We start from the raw sequence: 18801 nt of genomic DNA, 5'->3' as shown, positions 1-18801 counted from the left end.
TCCCGCGCAGGGAGTAGGAGCACCCCGGGGAAAGCCCCAGCAGAACCGGCGGAACCAGTACAGGGCGGCTCCCGGCCCCTGCAGACCGTTGCGGGATCGTTCCCCCTCGGTCCTGGCGCCCCGCACCGCACCCCGTACCCTTGGGTTTTGTGTTCCGAAGCCGCGCCAATGAAGAGAAGGTCCGCACCTCCAAGGTGACGCCGGACCTCTCCAAGCAGCCCCGCGACCCGCAGGCCCCCAAAGGTCGCCCCACTCCCAAGCGGAATGATGCGCAGTCCCAGCGACGCCGCGCGGTCACTCCCACGACCGACCGCAAGGAGGCCTCCAAGCGTCAGCGCGAGGCCCGCCGTGCGGACATGGCGAAGCAGCGTGAGGCTCTCGCCAGCGGCGACGAGCGTTATCTGCCGGCCCGGGACAAGGGCCCGGTCCGCCGCTTCGCGCGGGACTACGTGGACTCGCGCTGGTGCCTCGCCGAGTTCTTCCTGCCGCTCGCCGTCGTCATCCTGGTACTGAGCGTCATCCAGGTACCCGGCATCCAGAGCATCGCGCTGCTGCTCTGGCTCATCGTGATCGTGCTGATCATCATCGACTCGGCCGGAATCTGGTTCCGGATGAGGAAGCAGATGAACGAGCGCTTCCCGAACGAGCCCAAGGGCGGCGCCCTGGCCTACGGCCTGATGCGCACGCTCCAGATGCGCCGGATGCGGCTGCCGAAGCCGCAGGTCAAGCGCGGAGAGCGGCCCTGAGCACGGGCGCCTCGGGGTTCGACGGCGCTTCGGCCGCATGGCTGAAGGGGCTGGGAGGCCTGCGCAACACCGTCCGCCAGGAGCTCGTCGCGCGTCAGCTCGACGAACAGCTCGCGGCGCGTTTTCCGGTGGGGCAGCGGCTGCGGATCCTCGACGTCGGAATCGGGCAGGGCACCCAGGCCCTGCGGCTGGCCCGCGCCGGGCACACCCTGACCGGCCTGGAGTCCGACCCGGCGATGCTCAAGGTGGCCCGTGACGCGCTGGCCACCGAGCCCGAGGGCATCCGTGAGCGGATGCGGCTGATGGACGGGGACGGCCGGGAGACCGGTGCGCACTTCCTCCCCGGCAGTTTCGACGTGGTGCTCTGCCACGGCGTCCTGATGTACGCCGATGAGCCGGACGCGATGCTGGCCGGTCTGGCCAGGATGCTGGCACCCGGCGGACTGCTCTCGCTGCTCGTACGGAACGCCGACGCGCTCGCCATGCGGCCGGGATTGGCCGGTGACTGGCCGGGCGCGCTGGCCGCCTTCGACAGCGACACGTACACCAACCGGCTCGGCCTGACCGCACGCGCCGACCGGCTCGAAGCGGTCACCGCCACGCTGGCCGGGATCGCCGCCCCCCTGCATGCCTGGTACGGGGTGCGGGTCTTCACGGACAACGTGGGCAACGACGAGGAGCTGCCGTCCGCCCTTGAGCTGGACCAGCTGCTGGCGGCCGAGGACCGCGCCGGGCGGACCGAGCCGTACAAGAACGTCGCAGCGCTGCTTCATCTGTGCGGTGTACGGGGCTGACGCCCAGCTGCGTCCTCCTGGCTGGGTCTTCCGCCCCGGTCTTCCCCTGATCGGCGGCGCACCGCAGGCAGACCCCACTTGCCAAAAGCGACACTACGGACATGGATTCCTCCCGTACCCGTGGCCGTGTCCGTAGCCGCGCGCACCGGCTGCTGCTGCCGCTGACCGCAGGAATCTGTGGCGTCGCCCTGATCGGCGGCTGCTCAGGTTCCGGTTTCTCGTCCGGCCCCGCCGCCGGCTCCGGTCCTTCGGCGTCCCCGTCGGCGGCCGCCGACTCCGCCGCCACCGACGGCGGGGACGCCCTGCAGAGCAACTACGAGCAGGTGATCAAGAACGTCCTGCCCTCGGTCGTCCAGATCGAGTCGGGCAACGACCTCGGCTCGGGCATCGTCTACGACGGCAAGGGCGACATCGTCACCAACGCCCATGTGGTCGGCAAGGCCAAGCAGTTCAAGGTCACATCGGCCACCGGCGGCGGCCAGTTGCACGCCCGGCTCGTCTCCAGCTACCCCGCACAGGATCTGGCGGTCATCAAGCTCGACAAGGTCCCCTCCGGGCTGAAGGCCGCCTCCTTCAGCCAGTCGTCCAAGGTCGACATGGGGACGATCGTGCTCGCGCTGGGCTCGCCCCTCGGGCTCTCCAGCAGCGTCACCCAGGGGATCGTCTCCGCCACCGGACGCACCGTCAGTGAGGGCAGCTCGGGCGGCGGCACCGGGGCCACCATCGGGAACATGGTGCAGACCTCAGCCGCGATCAACCCCGGCAACAGCGGGGGCGCGCTGGTCGGCCTGGACGGGAAGGTCATCGGCATCCCCACGCTGGCGGCGACCGACCCGCAGCTGGGCAGCGGCGCCGCACCCGGCATCGGATTCGCCATCCCGGCGTCGATGGTGACCAACATCGCGGGCCAGATCATCAAGAACGGCAAGGTCTCCAACTCGGGCCGGGCCGCCCTGGGTATCACCGGCCGCACCGTCGTGGGCGCCAATTTCCAGCCCGCGGGGGTCGCGGTGGTCGCCCTGACGAAGGGCGGCGCGGCGGGCGCCGCCGGGCTGCGGACCGGGGACATCGTCACCCGGGTGGGCTCCACCCCGGTCACGTCGCTGACGGCGCTCTCCGAGGTACTCGCCTCGCACAAGCCCGGGCAGAAGGTCAAGGTCGGCTACGAGCGCGGCAGCAGCGTGAAGACGGCCGAGGTCACCCTCGGCACGATGTAGGGCCGGGGCGGCGGCCGGTCGGGAACAGCACCGCGCGGCGGTGACGGACGGTGCCCGTGCGGGCGCCGCCCCTCGCCGCCGCCGGAACGGGGTCTCAGTCCTCCGGACCGGCCGCGTCCGCGCCGTCCGCCGTCTCCTTGGGGTGCAGGCTCATCGGACCGTAGATCTTCGTCGCGTCCTCGAAGAGCGTCACCTGGTCGGCGCCGCCGTCGGCGAGCTCCTTCCACACCTCGCCGACCCAGGACTCCGCGTCGCCCTGCGTGGTGAACTCATCGGGCGCCACCGCCGGCTGGGTCTCCGTACCGTCGGACTTCTCGAACCGCCACGTCCATGCCATGTCCGCCTCCTGGATGCCACTGGATGACACACTGCTGCCACGCTGTATTCGGCCGGCCGGGATCCCGTACGGGTCTCCCCGGCGGGTTCACAGCCTGCTGGCAGCGTAGCCGGGCGAGCACCGCGAGCGGCCGCGCGGGAGGATCTTCCTGTGGAACTCACTCTCCTCGGCACCGGTGCCCCCGACGGGCTGCCCCGTCCCGACTGTCCCTGCGCCGTCTGTGCCGCCGCCCGGGGCGACCGGGCACGGGCGGCGACCGCGCTGCTCGTCGACGGCGTACTGCTGCTCGACCTCACTCCGGGGGCCGCACTGGCCGCCGCACGCGCCGGGCACTCGCTGGCCGGCGTACGCCAGGTGCTGCTCACCCATCCGCACGACGGGCCCCCGGTGGAGCTGCCGGCCGGGCTGCCGCAGGCCGGCCGGGTGGCCGACGGGCGCGTGCTGACGCTGATCAGCGGGCACCGGGTGCGGGCGGTCGCGATGGACTCCCCCGGTACCGGGTACGAGGTGACGTCCCCGGAGGGCGAGCGGCTGCTGTACCTGCCGCCCGGCGCCTCACCGGCCGGGTTCCCGGACGACGGCCCGGCCCCCTACGAGATGGTGCTGGCCGACGTGGTCGGACGCCCGGACGCGCTGGCCAGGCTGCGGGCGGCCGGGGCCGTCGGTGCCACCACCGATGTGCTGGCCGTCCATCTCGGCCACGAGGTGCCGCCCGGTCCCGAGCTGGCGCGACGGCTGGCCGCAGCGGGGGCGCGGGCGGTACCGGACGGGACGACGCTGATCGTCGGCGAGTACCACGCGGTGCCCGACCTGCCGCGCCGCACGCTGGTGCTCGGCGGGGCCCGCTCGGGGAAGTCCGTGGAAGCCGAACGGCGTCTGGAGGGGTTCCCCGGGGTCGTGTACGTGGCGACGGGCGGCAGCCGCGAAGGCGACGCCGAGTGGGCGTCCCGGGTGGGGCTGCACCGTGAGCGCAGGCCGGGATCCTGGCGGACCGAGGAGACCTGCGAGCTGCTGCCGCTGCTGGCGGAGCACGACGGGCCGCCGCTGCTGATCGACTGCCTGTCGCTGTGGCTGACCGACGCGATGGACCGGGTGGGTGCCTGGGACGACGAGCGGTGGACGGACGGCGGCGAACGGGCACTGCACGCGCGGGTGAGCGAGCTGGTCGCCGCGGTCAGGGCCACCGGGCGCATGGTCGTCGCCGTCAGTAACGAGGTGGGCTCGGGTGTGGTGCCCGCGACCGCGTCCGGGCGGCGCTTCCGGGACGAACTCGGGCGGCTGAACGCGGCGTTCGCCGCCGAGTGCGAGCACGTTCTCCTGGTCGTCGCCGGGCAGGCGGTCGTGCTGCGCGGCTGACAGCGCGGCCCCGGCAATCGGCGCACAGAGGGAGGTATGGGCCGCGCGGCGTCCCGCCGGGGAGGGCTGCCGGTACTGTTCGGCGAATGAGCTCGCTGAATCTCGACGACTTCTCCGATCTGATCGAACGCCCCGACAGCGGCGTACGGCGCGAAGCCGAGGAACGCCGGGAGCGGCTGGCCGTCCCGCCCGGCGCGCTCGGCCGGCTCGACGAGCTGGGTGAGTGGCTCTCGGCGGCGCAGTCCGCGGTGCCGGTCAGGCCGGTCGACAACGTCCGCGTGGTGCTGTTCGCGGGCGATCACGGTGTGGCCGAGCGGGGTGTGTCGGCGCGGCCCGCCAAGAGCGCGCATGTACTGGTGCGGGCCGTGCTCGACGGGGAGAGCCCGGTCGCGGTGCTGGCCCGCCGGCTCGGGCTGCCGGTACGGATCATCGACGCCGGCCTCGACTGCGACCCGGCGCTGCTGCCGGACGAGGTCGTACGGCACCGGGTGCGGCGCGGCACGGGACGGATCGACATCGAGGACGCCCTCACCGTCGAAGAGGCCGAGCAGGCCGTACGTCTCGGCATGGCGATCGCGGACGAGGAGGCCGATTCGGGCACCGGCCTGGTCGTGCTGGGCGATCTGAGCGTCGGCGGCACCACGGCCGCGTCCACGCTGATCGCCGCGCTCTGCGGCACGGACGCCTCGGTCGTCACCGGGCGTGGCGGAGCGGTCATCGACGATCTCGTCTGGATGCGCAAGTGCGCGGCGGTCAGGGACGCGCTGCGCCGGGCCCGCCCGGTCCTCGGCGACCAACTGGAGCTGCTCGCCGCGGTCGGCGGCGCGGATCTGGCCGCGATGACCGGGTTCCTGCTGCAGTGCTCGGTCCGGCGGCTGCCGGTGATCCTCGACGGGGTGGTCTCGGCCGCGTGCGCGCTGGTGGGCCAGCGGGCCGCCTTCCGCGCCCCCGAATCCTGGCTGGCCGGCCAGGTCAGCGGTGAACCGGCCCAGGCGAAGGCGCTGGACCGGATGGCGCTCACCCCGCTGCTCGACCACGGGGTGACGGTGGGCGAGGGCACGGGGGCGCTGCTGGCGCTGCCGCTCGTGCAGGCGGCGGCGGCACTGGCGGCTGAGCTCCCGGAGGGTTCGGCGGACAGTGCCGGGGGAGCGGAGGCGCTCGCCTCGGAAACCTCAGCGGAAACCGGGGCCGTAGCCCCCTCCGCCGAGGCTGATCCGGCCGGAAACACACCCAACGCGGCCGGGAATGACGTGACTTCGGTGGCGTCGGGGCCATCAGCGGGAGACAGTGGGGAGTAGCAACGCGGTCGGCGGCCTGCCGTCGGCCGCAGCAGGTCCCGGCAGGAAACCCGGCGCCCCATATCATCGCGTTTCATGGGAGACGTCCGTACATCTGCCGGGGGCACACCCCTGACCACGGTCCGGTCGCGCCACTGTGCGGCGTTCGCCGTCTGGTATCTGCGTGCCGTGGCGTTCATCAATCTGCTGGGCGCCGCCTGGGTCTCCCTGGGCCAGGATGTGCGGCGGCACAACACCGAGTACTTCTTCACCCCCTATCTGCTCACCGCGGGCTTCGCATCGGGTGCGTTCAGCCTCTTCCTGGCGGTCACCATGCGCCGCCGCAAGCGGGCCGCCTGGCTGCTCAACCTGGTGATGAGCGGACTCTTCCTGCTGGTCCTCGTGCTGGCGATGTGCTTCCCGGAGTTCCGCAGGTACGCGCAGAACTGGGTCTCGCTGGCGCTGACCGCAGCCTTCGTCCTGTCGCTGCTGACCGGCAGGCGGGAGTTCTACGCCAAGGGCGACCGCTCCAATCCGAAGCTGGCGGCCACCGTTGCCGTGGGAGGGCTGCTGGTCTGCTCCCTGCTGGCCTCGCTGCTGGTCACCATCACCAACACGGCCCATGACACGTACCGTTCGACGTTCCTGGACCGCTGGCGGTACGGCACGATGCGGCTGGTCTCGCTGGTCCCCAACGACTCCCGCATCCAGGGCATCGAGACCCCCGCCTGGGTCGACGTCTTCATCAACGTCATGTCCACCCTGCTGCTGCTCGCGGTGCTCTTCGCGGCCTTCCGCTCCCGGCGTGCCGTCGACCCGATCACCCCGGACGACGAGGAGCGGCTGCGCGCCCTCCTGGACAAGCACGGCGAGCGCGACTCACTCGGCTACTTCGCGCTGCGCCGCGACAAGAGCGTGGTGTGGTCCCCCACCGGCAAGGCCGCGGTCGCCTACCGGGTGCTGAGCGGGGTCTCGCTCGCCTCAGGTGATCCGATCGGCGATCCGGAGGCCTGGCCGGGGGCGATCGAGCCCTGGCTGGCCGAGGCGCGCGAGCACGGCTGGCTGCCCGCGGTGATGGGGGCGAGCGAGGAGGCGGGCACGGTCTACGCCAGGCACGGCCTCGACGCGCTGGAGTTCGGCGACGAAGCCATCGTGGACACCGCGGAGTTCACCCTGGAGGGCCGGGCCATGCGGACGGTGCGCCAGGCGTACAAGCGGGTGCAGCGCGCCGGGTACACGGTCCGGATCCGGCGGCACGAGGAGATCCCCGATGCCGAGATGGAGCACCTGCTGCACCGGGCCGACGACTGGCGCGACGGAGCCACCGAGCGGGGGTTCTCGATGGCGCTCGGACGGCTCGGCGATCCGGCGGACGGCCGCTGCATGATGCTCGAATGCACGGACGGCGAGGGCGAGTTGCGTGCCGTCCTGAGTTTCGCGCCCTGGGGCCCGGAAGGGCTCTCGCTGGATCTGATGCGCCGTGACCGGGAGGCCGAGAACGGCCTGATGGAGTTCATGATCATCGAACTCCTGCAGCGGGCGAAGGAGATCGGGATCACTCAGATCTCACTCAACTTCGCGATGTTCAGATCGGTCTTCGAACGTGGCTCGAAGCTCGGGGCCGGCCCCGTGCTGAGGCTATGGCGCTCGTTCCTCACCTTCTTCTCACGGTGGTGGCAGATCGAGTCGCTGTACCGCGCCAACGCCAAGTACCGGCCAATCTGGGAGCCCCGTTTCATGCTGTTCGAGAAAAGCGCGGATCTGCTGCGCATCGCTGTCGCCTCGGCGCGCGCCGAGGGTTTCCTGGAGGCCCCGGGCATCCTGAAGTGGCTGCACCGCAAGCCGCTCGGGACCAGACGGTGAACCGGAGCGCCCTGTGCGCCGCGGCCCGCCGCGAGTGGGGGCCGCTGTTCACCACCGTACGGACGGCGCTCGTCAGCAGGAAGTGGCGTGCCGTCCCGCTGACACTCGGCTCCGTCGCCCTGACGGCGTGCTTCCAGATCGTGCAGAACCAGTCGTGGGGGCTGCGGCCTGTGCACGACATCGGGTTCGTCCGGGCGATGGACCCGCTCTGGCTCGCGCTGCTGCGCACCCCGCTCTCACTGTTCGTACCGGCCCTGGACCTGCCGGTCTGGGGCGCGCTGGTCCAGATCCTGCTGGTGTTCGGCATGGCGGAGATCTGCATCGGCTGGTGGCGGACGCTACTGATCTCGTACGTCACCACGCTCGCCGGCACGCTGTACGCCCGCCTCGCGATCTCCTTCGGGCCGCACAACGCCTTCGGCGTGAAGGCGTCGGACGCGCTGATCGTCGACACCGGTCCCTCGGCCGCCGTGGTGGGTCTCGCCGTCTTCGTCTGCTGGCGGCTGGGCGCCCGGTGGACGACCGGCGCGGTGATCCTGGGCATGGTCCTGGAGCTGGTCCTCAAGGACAACCTGGCGGGCAAGGAGCATCTGGCGGCGATCCTGGCCGCGCTGGCGCTCTGCGCCCTGGCGGGCTGGCGGGACCGCCGGCTTCAGCGGGGCGGTCCGCCGTCCCGTCCGGGCAGCTTGGTCCGGGCCGGGTCGGGGGCGCCGCCGATGAACTCCCCCAGCCGGCGCCGTGGGCCCGCCCAGCGCCTGTCGTGACGGTAGGCGCGCCGGATCGCCCTGGCGCGGGTCCGGTGCCTGTTGCGGTAGAAGCGCTTGGCCCACGGGGACACCGGTCGGGCCAGCCGGACGGCGCCGATCAGGGCGACGAACGGGACCACGGCGCCGATCAGGGCGATCCGGGGTTTGCCCTTGCTCAGCGCGATGAGCGCGAAGGCGAAGTCCAGCACGACGTTCACCACGACCGTCGTCCGGTCGTGGGCCTCCTGCGGCGACACCTGATTGACCCCGAACGGCAGGAAGCCGCCCAGGATCAGCCCCACCAGGGCCGCCGTGAGCACCACGATCTCGACGCTCTTGCGGCCCTGTTCGCTCCAGTACACGTCGTCGAGGTGGAGGAGGAGGGCGAACTCGTCGAGGACCAGGCCCGCCCCGGCTCCGAAGACGACCGCCCAGACAGCGCCGCCCACCCCGTGTCTCCCACTGGTCACCGCGCCGAAGCCGCCGATGACCACCAGGATGACGCCGGGCACCACATGGTGGATGTGCATGCCGCCGGGGGTGACGTTCCTGAATGGTCCGCGGCCCGCCCGGATCAGCCGGGCGATGGACCGCACGATCACGAAGGACAGGACGAAGGAGAACAGCGCCAGCGTCAGCGGGAGCTTGCCGGGTTCCACAATGTTCCGCGCCCACCAGTGACCCATGCCACCTGCTTCCCTTTTGAGTGTTACACGTAACTTATCCGCCCTCGCCTGCGGATAGCCTGCGCGCCATGGACGGCATACGTTTCGCCTTCGGCACGCTCACGGTCCTCCCGGTCCGGGTGACCCGCTGGGACCGGGCCGCTGCGCGCTCGGGCATGCTCTGGGCTCCGCTGGCCGGCCTGGTCGTGGGGGTGTGCGCGGCGGCGCTCGGCGCACCGGTGCTGCTGCTCGGTCCCGGGCCGCTGCTCGCCGCGGTGGTGAGCGCGGCTGTGCCCGCGGTCCTCACCCGTGGGCTGCATCTGGACGGCCTCGCGGACGTCGCGGACGGACTCGGCAGCGCGAAGCCGGCCGATGAAGCGCTGCGCGTCATGAAGCAGTCGGACATCGGCCCGTTCGGCGTGGTGACGCTGGTCCTCGTCCTGCTCGCCCAGGTCGCCGCGCTGGCCCGGCTGTACGGGGAGGGCTGGGCGCAGGGAGCGGCCGGCGCCGTCGTCTGCGCGCTCGCGGCCAGGCTGGCGCTGACGCTCGCCTGCCGCCGGGGCGTTCCGGCCGCCCGCCCGGACGGTCTTGGCGCGGCGGTGGCCGGGGCCGTGCCCGCAGGGGCCGCGCTGGGCACGGCCGTTGGTGTCACCGCGGTGTGCGCGGCGGCGGGCGCGCTCTTCGGGCCGTACGGCGCGCTGCGCCACGCACTGGCCGTGCTGCTGGCGCTCGGCACGGCCCAACTCCTGCTGCGGCACTGCGTGAGCCGCTTCGGCGGGGTGACCGGGGACGTGTTCGGCGCGCTGGCCGAGACGGCGGCCACGGCGGCCCTGGTGGTGCTGACGTTCGGATGACAGCCGGTCCGGCGGGCCGTCGTGTCTGCCGCCCTGTCCTGTCCGGCGCTCCGTCGCGCACCGTCGCGCAGGACAAGATCTGCCGCCCCGCTCTATTTGCTGCTCTGTCTAATTAGCAGCCCGCGTGGGCGATTTCCGTCACCGAGCGTAGGCTCTGCGGCGGGGCGGCCCCATCCATCGGCCACCGACCAACTCAACGGAAGCGAGATTTCACCACCGTGACTGCTCTCACTCTCAGCACGGCCGGCGCCGCAACGCTGCGCGCCGACGCCGTCGTCGTAGGCGTGGCGAAGGGCGCCAAGGGCCCCGTGGTCGCACCGGGCGCCGAAGCCGTGGACAAGGCGTTCGGCGGAAAGCTCGCCGCCGTTCTGGAGACCCTCGGAGCCACCGGCGCCGAGGGCGAGGCGACCAAGGTCCCCGCGCCCGCCGGCCTCAAGGCCCCGGTCGTCCTGGCCGTCGGGCTCGGCGCCGTACCGGACAAGACGGACGCCGAGGCCGAGTTCGCCGAGGAGACGCTGCGCCGCGCGGCCGGTGTCGCCGCCCGCGCGCTGGCCGGTGCCAAGAAGGCCGCCTTCGCGCTGCCCGTCACGGCCGCCGAGGACGTCCAGGCGATCGGCGAGGGCGCGCTGCTCGGGGCGTACGCCTTCACCGCATTCCAGGCCGTCCCCAAGGAGGCCAAGGGCCCGCTCGGTGAGGCCGCCCTGCTGGGAGCCAAGCCGCGGGACAAGGCGCACAAGGCCGCCGCCGAGCGCGCCGTGACCGTCGCCGAGGAGATCAACCGCGCCCGCGACCTGGTCAACACCCCGCCGAACGAGCTGGATCCGGCCGCCTTCGCCGCTGTCGCCACCGCGGCCGGCAAGGAGCACGGCGTCAAGGTGCAGGTGCTCGACGAGAAGGCCCTCACCAAGGGCGGCTTCGGCGGCATCCTCGGCGTCGGTGTCGGTTCGGAGGCTCCGCCCCGGCTGGTGAAGCTCTCGTACACGCACTCCAAGGCGGAGAAGTCGCTCGCCTTCGTCGGCAAGGGCATCACGTACGACTCGGGCGGCATCTCGCTCAAGCCGGCCGGCCACAACGAGACGATGAAGTGCGACATGGCCGGCGCCGCCGCCGTGTTCGCCGCCGTCGTGGCCGCCGCGCGCCTCGGCCTCCAGGTCAACGTCACCGGCTGGCTGGCGCTCGCCGAGAACATGCCGTCCGGCTCGGCCACCCGCCCGGGTGACGTGCTGCGGATGTACAGCGGCAAGACCGTCGAGGTCCTCAACACCGACGCCGAGGGCCGGCTGGTGCTGGCCGATGCGTTGGCGAAGGCCTCCGAGGAGACGCCCGACGCGATCGTCGACGTGGCGACGCTGACCGGCGCGATGATGATGGCGCTCGGCAGCCGTACCTTCGGCATCATGTCCAACGACGACGCCTTCCGTACCGAGCTGCACGAGATCGCGGAGGAGGTCGGCGAGCCGTCCTGGCCGATGCCGCTCCCCGCCGACCTGCGCAAGGGCATGGACTCGCCCACCGCCGACATCGCCAACATGGGCGAACGGATGGGTGGCGGGCTGGTCGCCGGTCTGTTCCTGAAGGAGTTCGTCGGCGAGGGCATCACCTGGGCCCACCTGGACATCGCGGGCCCGGCCTTCAACGAGGCAGGCCCCTTCGGGTACACCCCCAAGGGCGGCACCGGCTCGGCGATCCGCACCCTGGTGCGCCTCGCGGAGCGCACTGCCGACGGCGACCTCGGCTGACCGGCGCCACCGCACCTCCCGTACGGCCCCGGGCTCCCCGCCCGGGGCCGTACGGCTTTGCCCTGTCTTTGCCGGTGTTCGCCCTGAACGAAATCCGTACGCGCGTACGCCCGGGTGAGCGGCCCGGAGGGCGGATGGGACGTACCGCACTGCGGCCCGGCGTCTCGTCGGCGGCCGACAAGTGCAAAGATGGGTCTTCGGCAGGACAGGGCCCCCACCACAGGGCCGAAATAAAAGCGGCCGTACACCCGCCGCCGCCCGGTCAGGGAAGACCGGCACCGGCGCACCATGCATGGAGGACGTGACGTGGCGAACGACGCCAGCACCGTTTTCGACCTAGTGATTCTCGGCGGCGGTAGCGGCGGTTACGCCGCGGCGCTGCGCGGGGCGCAGCTTGGTCTCGACGTCGCCCTGATCGAGAAGAACAAGCTCGGCGGCACCTGCCTGCACAACGGCTGCATCCCCACGAAGGCCCTGCTGCACGCCGGCGAGATCGCCGACCAGGCGCGTGAGAGCGAGCAGTTCGGTGTCAAGGCCACCTTCGAGGGCATCGACATCGCCGGGGTCCACAAGTACAAGGACGATGTGATCGCGGGCCTCTACAAGGGCCTGCAGGGACTGGTCGCCTCCCGCAAGGTGACCTACATCGAAGGTGCGGGGCGTCTCTCCTCCCCCACCTCCGTGGACGTGGACGGCAAGCGCATCGAGGGCCGCCACATCCTCCTCGCCACCGGCTCCGTACCGAAGTCGCTGCCCGGCCTGGAGATCGACGGCAACCGCATCATCTCCTCCGACCACGCCCTGACGCTGGACCGGGTCCCGGAGTCCGCGATCATCCTTGGCGGCGGCGTCATCGGCGTCGAGTTCGCCTCGGCGTGGAAGTCCTTCGGCACCGACGTGACGGTCGTCGAGGGCCTGAAGCACCTGGTGCCGGTCGAGGACGAGAACAGCTCGAAGCTCCTGGAGCGGGCGTTCCGCAAGCGCGGTATCAAGTTCAACCTGGGCACCTTCTTCGACAAGGCCGAGTACACCGAGAAGGGTGTCAAGGTCACGCTGGCCGACGGCAAGGAGTTCGAGGCCGAGGTGCTGCTCGTGGCCATCGGCCGCGGACCGGTCTCGCAGGGCCTCGGTTACGAGGAGCAGGGCGTCGCGATGGACCGCGGCTATGTCCTGGTCGACGAGTACATGCGCACCAACGTCGAGACGATCTCGGCCGTCGGTGACCTGGCCCCGACCCTTCAGCTCGCGCACGTCGGCTTCGCCGAGGGCATCCTCGTCGCGGAGCGGCTGGCCGGCCTGAAGACCGTGCCGATCGACTACGACGGTGTGCCGAAGGTGACGTACTGCCACCCCGAGGTCGCATCGGTCGGACTCTCCGAGGCCAAGGCCAAGGAGGTGTACGGCGCGGACAAGGTCGTCGCCCTCAAGTACAGCCTCGCGGGCAACGGCAGGAGCAAGATCCTCAAGACCGCGGGCGAGATCAAGCTCGTCCAGGTCAAGGACGGTGCCGTCGTAGGCGTCCACATGGTCGGTGACCGGATGGGTGAGCAGGTCGGCGAAGCCCAGCTGATCTACAACTGGGAAGCCCTGCCGGCCGAGGTCGCGCAGCTCATCCACGCGCACCCGACGCAGAGCGAGGCGCTCGGCGAGGCCCACCTGGCCCTCGCCGGCAAGCCCCTGCACTCCCACGACTAGCAGCCCTCCCGGGCTCTCAGTCCCTGGGCGCGACGACCACTTCCAGACTTTGTAAGGAGCAACTGAAACCATGTCGGTTTCCGTAACCCTGCCGGCGCTCGGCGAGAGCGTCACCGAGGGCACCGTCACCCGCTGGCTCAAGGCCGAGGGCGAGCGCGTCGAGGCCGACGAGCCGCTGCTTGAGGTCTCGACCGACAAGGTCGACACCGAGATCCCGGCTCCGGCTTCGGGCGTGCTGGCCGCCATCAAGGTCGCCGAGGACGAGACCGTCGAGGTCGGCGCCGAGCTGGCCGTCATCGACGACGGCACGGGCGCGCCCGCTGCCGCCCCGGCTCCGGCCGCCGCCGAGGCGCCTGCCGCCGAGGCCCCCGCGCCCGCCGCCGAGGCCCCGGCCCCCGCGGCTGCTCCGGCTGCCGAGGCGCCCGCCGCCGGCGGTTCCGCCGAGGGCACGGACGTCACCCTTCCGGCGCTCGGCGAGAGCGTCACCGAGGGCACCGTCACCCGCTGGCTCAAGGAAGTCGGCGACGACGTCGCCGAGGACGAGCCGCTGCTCGAGGTCTCGACCGACAAGGTCGACACCGAGATCCCGTCGCCCGTTTCGGGCACCCTGCTGGAGATCCTGGTCGGCGAGGACGAGACCGCCGAGGTCGGCGCCCGGCTCGCCGTCGTCGGTGCGAAGGGTGCGGCCCCGGCAGCCGCGCCCGCCGCTCCGGCACCGGCCCCGGCTGCTCCGGCACCCGCTGCCGCACCGGCCCCGGCTGCTCCGGCACCGGCCGCCGCTCCGGCTCCGGCACCCGCCCAGCAGGCTCCGGCCGCGCCCGCCGCACCGGCGCCCGCACCGGCCCCGGCCGCCGCTCCGGCTCCCGCCCCCGTCACCCCGGCCCCGACCTCCGGTGCGAGCACCGGCTCCACCGGAGAAGCTGTCGCCGCGCCCCCAGCTGCTGACGACGGCGCCTACGTGACCCCGCTGGTCCGCAAGCTCGCCGCCGAGAACGGCGTCGCGCTGGGTTCGGTCAAGGGCACCGGCGTCGGTGGCCGCATCCGCAAGCAGGACGTCATCTCCGCGGCGGAGGCCGCCAAGGCCGCCGCCCCGGCGCCGTCGGCGGCTCCCACCGCCGCTGCCAGGGCGCCGAAGCTGGAGGCGTCCCCGCTGCGCGGCCAGACCCTCAAGATGACCCGGATGCGCAAGGTCATCGGCGACAACATGATGAAGGCGCTGCACAGCCAGGCTCAGCTGACCACCGTGGTCGAGGTGGACATCACCAAGCTGATGAAGCTGCGCAACCAGGCCAAGGCGTCCTTCGCCGCCCGTGAGGGCGTCAAGCTGTCCCCGATGCCGTTCTTCGTCAAGGCCGCCGCTCAGGCGCTGAAGGCCCACCCGGTCGTCAACGCCCGGATCAACGAGGACGAGGGCACGATCACCTACTTCGACACCGAGCACATCGGTATCGCGGTGGACTCCGAGAAGGGTCTGATGACCCCGGTCATCAAGGATGCGGGCGACCTCAACCTCGCCGGTATCTCGAAGAAGACCGCTGAGCTGGCCGGCAAGGTCCGGTCCAGCAAGATCAGCCCGGACGAGCTGTCCGGTGCGACCTTCACGATCAGCAACACCGGCTCGCGCGGTGCGCTGTTCGACACGGTCATCGTCCCGCCGAACCAGGCAGCCATCCTGGGCATCGGCGCGACCGTCAAGCGTCCGGCCGTCATCGAGACCGCCGAGGGCACCGTCATCGGCGTCCGCGACATGACGTACCTGGCTCTCTCCTACGACCACCGCCTGGTGGACGGCGCCGACGCGGCCCGTTACCTGACGACGGTCAAGGAGATCCTGGAGGCCGGCGAGTTCGAGGTCGAGCTCGGCCTGTAACCAGCCTCACCTGCGGCGCCCCCCTCCGGATCCCTTCCGGACGGGGGCGCCGCCGTATTGTCATGGGGGGCCTGGTCCGCGCGACCGGCCACACCCAGACCAATACGGTCCGAAGGAGCACAAAATGACGCCGCCCGTCATCCACTCCCTGCGCGAGCAGATTCGCGAGCACATCGTGGAGGGCATCGTCCGCGGGCGCTGGCAGCCCGGTGAACGGATCGTGGAGCGGCGGATCGCCGTCGAGCTGGAGGTCAGCCAGACGCCGGTCCGGGAGGCCCTGCGCGAGCTGGAGTCGCTGCGGCTCATCGAGTCGGCCCCCAACAAGGGCGTACGCGTACGGAATCTGACCGCTGCCGACCTGGAGGAGAGCTACCCCGTCCGGGCCGGTCTTGAGCAGATCGCGGCCGAGCTGGCCGCCGACCGGCTGGCCGCCGACGTGTCCGTCCTTGAGCCCTCGGTCGCCGCCCTCTACCGGGCCGACCAGGCCGGCGACAGCGCGGCGCAGGTCAGGCACACCGTGGCCTTCCACCGCGAGCTGGTGCGGGCCGCCGGGAACAGTGTGCTGATGCACACCTGGGAGTCCCTGGGCATCGAGGTGTTCACCACGCTGTCGATCCGCTGGCTGGGGACCGTGCAGAAGTCCTACGCGGAAGAGCACGAAGCACTGGTCGAGGCCTTCCGCCGGAGGGACCCGCAGATCGGCCCTCTGGTGAAGGTCCACGTGCTCGGATGTGCACCGCGGGCCTGACGAGAGGCCCTTTCGCGGCACCGCGTGCCCCGATTACTGACACCGAATGCCGACTTTCTACGGTGCGGAAAGATTTTTCCTTCAACCCTTTGATCGATCATCGATCAGCGATTTACAGTCTCCGGAGGGCTTCACCCAGCCCGTCGCCCTGTCCTGCCAGACCGGGCCTATCTGCACCCCCTGTTCTGTCCGGAAGGCGGCGACCATGACCGACCCCGTAGGCAAGCTTCACAGCGAGCTCGACCAGCTCCCGGACCGCGACCCCGAGGAGACCGCCGAGTGGGCGGCCTCCCTGGACGCCGTCACCAAGGCCGCCGGCCCCCACCGTGCCGCATATCTGATGCGCCGCACGCTGGAGCGGGCCGACAGCGACGGTCTCGCGCTGCCCAAGCTGCTTGAGACCGATTACGTCAACACCATTCCGACTTCCGCCGAGCCCGCCTTCGACGGCGACCTGGCGATGGAGAGCCGGATCACCGCGTGGAACCGCTGGAACGCGGCCGCGATGGTCACCCGCGGCTCCCGGTTCGGCGTCGGCGGCCACATCGCCACCTTCGCCTCGGCCGCCTGGCTGTACGAGACCGGCTTCAACCACTTCTTCCGCGGCAAGGAGGGCGACGGCTCGGGTGACCAGCTCTACATCCAGGGCCACGCGTCGCCCGGCATCTACGCCCGCGCCTTCCTCGACGGACGCCTCAGCGAGCAGCAGCTCGACAACTTCCGCCAGGAGGCGGGCGGCGACGGTCTGCCGTCCTACCCGCACCCGCGCCGGCTGCCCTGGCTCTGGGAGTTCCCCACGGTCTCGATGGGCCTGGGCCCGATCTCCTCGATCTACCAGGCTCGGTTCAACCGCTATCTGACCGGCCGCGGCATCAAGGACACCTCGAAGTCGCACGTCTGGGCCTTCCTCGGCGACGGCGAGATGGACGAGCCCGAGTCGACGACCGCGCTCACCCTGGCCGCCCGTGAGGGGCTCGACAACCTCACCTTCGTCATCAACTGCAACCTGCAGCGCCTCGACGGCCCGGTGCGGGCCAACTTCCGGGTCGTGCAGGAGCTGGAGGCCCAGTTCCGCGGCGCCGGCTGGAACGTCATCAAGACGCTCTGGGGCTCCGCCTGGGACGAGCTGATCCAGCTCGACACCAACGGTGCGCTGATCCGCCGCCTCCGCGAGGTGCCGGACGCGCAGTTCCAGACGTACGCGACGCGCGACGTGGCCTACATCCGCCAGCACTTCTTCGGCGCCGAGCCCGCGCTGGCCGAGCTGGCGAAGCTGCTCACCGATGCGAAGATCGCCGAGTGCTTCCACACCTCGCGCGGTGGCCACGAGGCCCGCAAGGTGTACGCGGCGTACAAGGCGGCCCTGGAGTTCAAGGGCGCGCCGACCGTGATCCTCGCGCAGACCGTGAAGGGCTTCACGCTCGGCGAGGGCTTCGAGTCCCGCAACGCCAACCACCAGATGAAGAAGCTGGACGGCAAGCAGTTCCGCGCCATGCGCGACCTGCTGGACCTGCCGATCCCGGACGCGAAGCTGGACGAGGGCCTGGTGCCGTACGGCCACCCCGGCGCCGACTCCCCCGAGGTCCGCTACCTCCAGGAGCGCCGCGCCGAGCTCGGCGGCCCCGCCCCGGCCCGCCGGGTGCACCAGGTGGTGCTCCCGGAGCCCGAGGAGCGTGCCTTCAAGGCGCTCATCAAGGGTTCGGGACATCAGGAGATGGCCACCACGATGGCCTTCGTCCGCCTGATGAAGGACCTGATGCGGGACAAGCAGACCGGCAAGCGCTGGGTGCCGATCGTCCCCGACGAGGCCCGTACGTTCGGTATGGAGTCGCTGTTCCCCTCGGCCGGTATCTACTCGCCGAAGGGCCAGACGTACGACGCGGTCGACCGCGACCAGCTGATGTACTACAAGGAAGCCACCGACGGCCAGATCCTCAACGAGGGGATCACCGAGGCCGGCGCCATGGCCGACTTCATCGCCGCCGCCTCGTCGTACGCGACGCACGGTGAACCGATGATCCCCTTCTACATCTTCTACTCGATGTTCGGCTGGCAGCGCACGGCCGACCAGATGTGGCAGCTCGGCGACCAGCTCGGCCGCGGATTCATCGTCGGCGCCACCGCGGGCCGCACCACCCTGACCGGTGAGGGGCTCCAGCACGCGGACGGCCACTCGCACCTGATCGCCTCCACCAACCCGGCGTCGCTCAACTACGACCCGGCGTTCGCCTTCGAGATCGCGGTGATCGTCAAGGACGGTCTGCGCCGGATGTACGGCCCGGACGCGGAGAACGTCTTCTACTACCTGACGGTCTACAACGAGCCGAAGCCGCAGCCCGCGATGCCCGAGGGCGTCGAGGAGGGCATCCGCCGCGGTCTGTACCGCTTCAAGGAGGGAGCGGAGGCAGCCGGCGCCCCGCGGATGCAGCTGCTCGCATCCGGTACGGCGATCCACTGGGTACTGGAGGCGCAGGAACTGCTCGCGGCCGACTGGGGTGTCACGGCCGATGTCTGGTCGGCGACCTCGTGGGGCGAACTGCGCCGCGACGCGCTGGAGTGCGACGAGGCGCTGCTCCGCGGCGAGCAGCGCACCCCGTACGTCACCCAGGCGCTGGCCGGTGCGCCCGGTCCGGTGCTCGCGGTGAGCGACTGGATGCGACAGGTACCGGACCAGATCAGCCAGTGGGTCGAGCAGGACTGGACCTCGCTCGGCACGGACGGGTTCGGTCTGTCGGACACCCGGGAGGCGGCCCGCCGCCACTTCGGTGTCGACGCCCAGTCGGTCGTCGTCGCGGCGCTGGCCTCGCTCGCCAAGCGCGGCGAGGTACCCGTTTCGGCGGTCAAGGAAGCGCGCGAGCGCTACGGCCTGTGACCGTGTGAACATCTGGCAGCGG

15 protein-coding genes are annotated in these 18801 nt (G+C 71.3%); 13 read left to right on the top strand and 2 right to left on the bottom strand.

Annotated features, from left to right (window positions below; all coding sequences use genetic code 11):
• Positions 1–149: 149 nt before the first annotated feature.
• The 3 genes from OG452_RS26515 (at position 150) to OG452_RS26505 (ending at position 2757) form a co-directional block, all read left to right on the top strand.
• Positions 150–746 carry a DUF3043 domain-containing protein gene (locus OG452_RS26515; protein WP_327298077.1) on the top strand — a complete coding sequence of 199 codons (597 nt, stop codon included), beginning with the start codon at positions 150–152 and terminating at the stop codon, positions 744–746.
• A gap of 59 nt (positions 747–805) precedes the next feature.
• On the top strand, positions 806–1540 hold the full coding sequence (locus OG452_RS26510; RefSeq protein WP_327299789.1) for a methyltransferase domain-containing protein: 735 nt from the start codon (positions 806–808) through the stop codon (positions 1538–1540).
• Between the two features lie 101 nt (positions 1541–1641).
• Positions 1642–2757 carry a S1C family serine protease gene (locus OG452_RS26505; RefSeq protein WP_327298076.1) on the top strand — a complete coding sequence of 372 codons (1116 nt, stop codon included), beginning with the start codon at positions 1642–1644 and terminating at the stop codon, positions 2755–2757.
• Between the two features lie 94 nt (positions 2758–2851).
• Here the strand turns inward: OG452_RS26505 and OG452_RS26500 are convergent, their stop codons facing one another.
• On the bottom strand, positions 2852–3094 hold the full coding sequence (locus tag OG452_RS26500; protein WP_327298075.1) for a hypothetical protein: 243 nt from the start codon (positions 3092–3094) through the stop codon (positions 2852–2854).
• Positions 3095–3244: 150 nt separating this feature from the next.
• On the opposite strand from OG452_RS26500, the gene OG452_RS26495 reads away from it, so the two are divergent.
• The 4 genes from OG452_RS26495 (at position 3245) to OG452_RS26480 (ending at position 8354) form a co-directional block, all read left to right on the top strand.
• On the top strand, positions 3245–4450 hold the full coding sequence (locus OG452_RS26495) for a bifunctional adenosylcobinamide kinase/adenosylcobinamide-phosphate guanylyltransferase (RefSeq protein ID WP_327298074.1): 1206 nt from the start codon (positions 3245–3247) through the stop codon (positions 4448–4450).
• 86 nt (positions 4451–4536) lie between these two features.
• Positions 4537–5748 carry a nicotinate-nucleotide--dimethylbenzimidazole phosphoribosyltransferase gene (cobT, locus tag OG452_RS26490; protein ID WP_327298073.1) on the top strand — a complete coding sequence of 404 codons (1212 nt, stop codon included), beginning with the start codon at positions 4537–4539 and terminating at the stop codon, positions 5746–5748.
• 75 nt (positions 5749–5823) lie between these two features.
• Positions 5824–7590 carry a phosphatidylglycerol lysyltransferase domain-containing protein gene (locus OG452_RS26485; RefSeq protein ID WP_327298072.1) on the top strand — a complete coding sequence of 589 codons (1767 nt, stop codon included), beginning with the start codon at positions 5824–5826 and terminating at the stop codon, positions 7588–7590.
• Positions 7587–8354 carry a hypothetical protein gene (locus tag OG452_RS26480; RefSeq protein WP_327298071.1) on the top strand — a complete coding sequence of 256 codons (768 nt, stop codon included), beginning with the start codon at positions 7587–7589 and terminating at the stop codon, positions 8352–8354. Before OG452_RS26485 ends, OG452_RS26480 begins: the two co-directional genes overlap by 4 nt.
• Here OG452_RS26480 and OG452_RS26475 read toward each other — a convergent pair.
• On the bottom strand, positions 8243–9022 hold the full coding sequence (locus OG452_RS26475) for a hypothetical protein (RefSeq protein WP_327298070.1): 780 nt from the start codon (positions 9020–9022) through the stop codon (positions 8243–8245). The two genes, OG452_RS26480 and OG452_RS26475, sit on opposite strands and share 112 nt — an antisense overlap.
• 68 nt (positions 9023–9090) lie before the next feature.
• On the opposite strand from OG452_RS26475, the gene OG452_RS26470 reads away from it, so the two are divergent.
• The 6 genes from OG452_RS26470 to aceE all read left to right on the top strand — a co-directional run bounded on the left by OG452_RS26470 (position 9091) and on the right by aceE (position 18779).
• Complete coding sequence (locus OG452_RS26470; RefSeq protein WP_327298069.1) at positions 9091–9855, top strand: adenosylcobinamide-GDP ribazoletransferase; 765 nt, start codon at positions 9091–9093, stop codon at positions 9853–9855.
• 218 nt (positions 9856–10073) lie between these two features.
• The gene (locus tag OG452_RS26465; RefSeq protein ID WP_327298068.1) at positions 10074–11594 is read left to right on the top strand and encodes a leucyl aminopeptidase; all 1521 of its coding nucleotides are present in this window, start codon (positions 10074–10076) and stop codon (positions 11592–11594) included.
• Positions 11595–11900: 306 nt separating this feature from the next.
• The gene (lpdA, locus tag OG452_RS26460) at positions 11901–13289 is read left to right on the top strand and encodes a dihydrolipoyl dehydrogenase (RefSeq protein WP_327298067.1); all 1389 of its coding nucleotides are present in this window, start codon (positions 11901–11903) and stop codon (positions 13287–13289) included.
• 70 nt (positions 13290–13359) lie between these two features.
• Positions 13360–15159: a 2-oxoglutarate dehydrogenase, E2 component, dihydrolipoamide succinyltransferase gene (gene sucB, locus OG452_RS26455; protein ID WP_327298066.1), complete on the top strand. Its 1800-nt coding sequence runs from the start codon at positions 13360–13362 to the stop codon at positions 15157–15159.
• Positions 15160–15283: 124 nt separating this feature from the next.
• Complete coding sequence (locus tag OG452_RS26450; RefSeq protein ID WP_327298065.1) at positions 15284–15907, top strand: GntR family transcriptional regulator; 624 nt, start codon at positions 15284–15286, stop codon at positions 15905–15907.
• A gap of 205 nt (positions 15908–16112) precedes the next feature.
• On the top strand, positions 16113–18779 hold the full coding sequence (gene aceE, locus OG452_RS26445) for a pyruvate dehydrogenase (acetyl-transferring), homodimeric type (RefSeq protein ID WP_327298064.1): 2667 nt from the start codon (positions 16113–16115) through the stop codon (positions 18777–18779).
• The last annotated feature ends 22 nt before the right edge of the window (positions 18780–18801 follow it).

Origin of the sequence: Streptomyces sp. NBC_01197 (assembly GCF_036010505.1) — a bacterium.
GTDB lineage: Bacteria > Actinomycetota > Actinomycetes > Streptomycetales > Streptomycetaceae > Streptomyces.
Note: the sequence above shows the minus strand (reverse complement) of the source record. Positions and strands in the feature narration are given on the sequence as shown.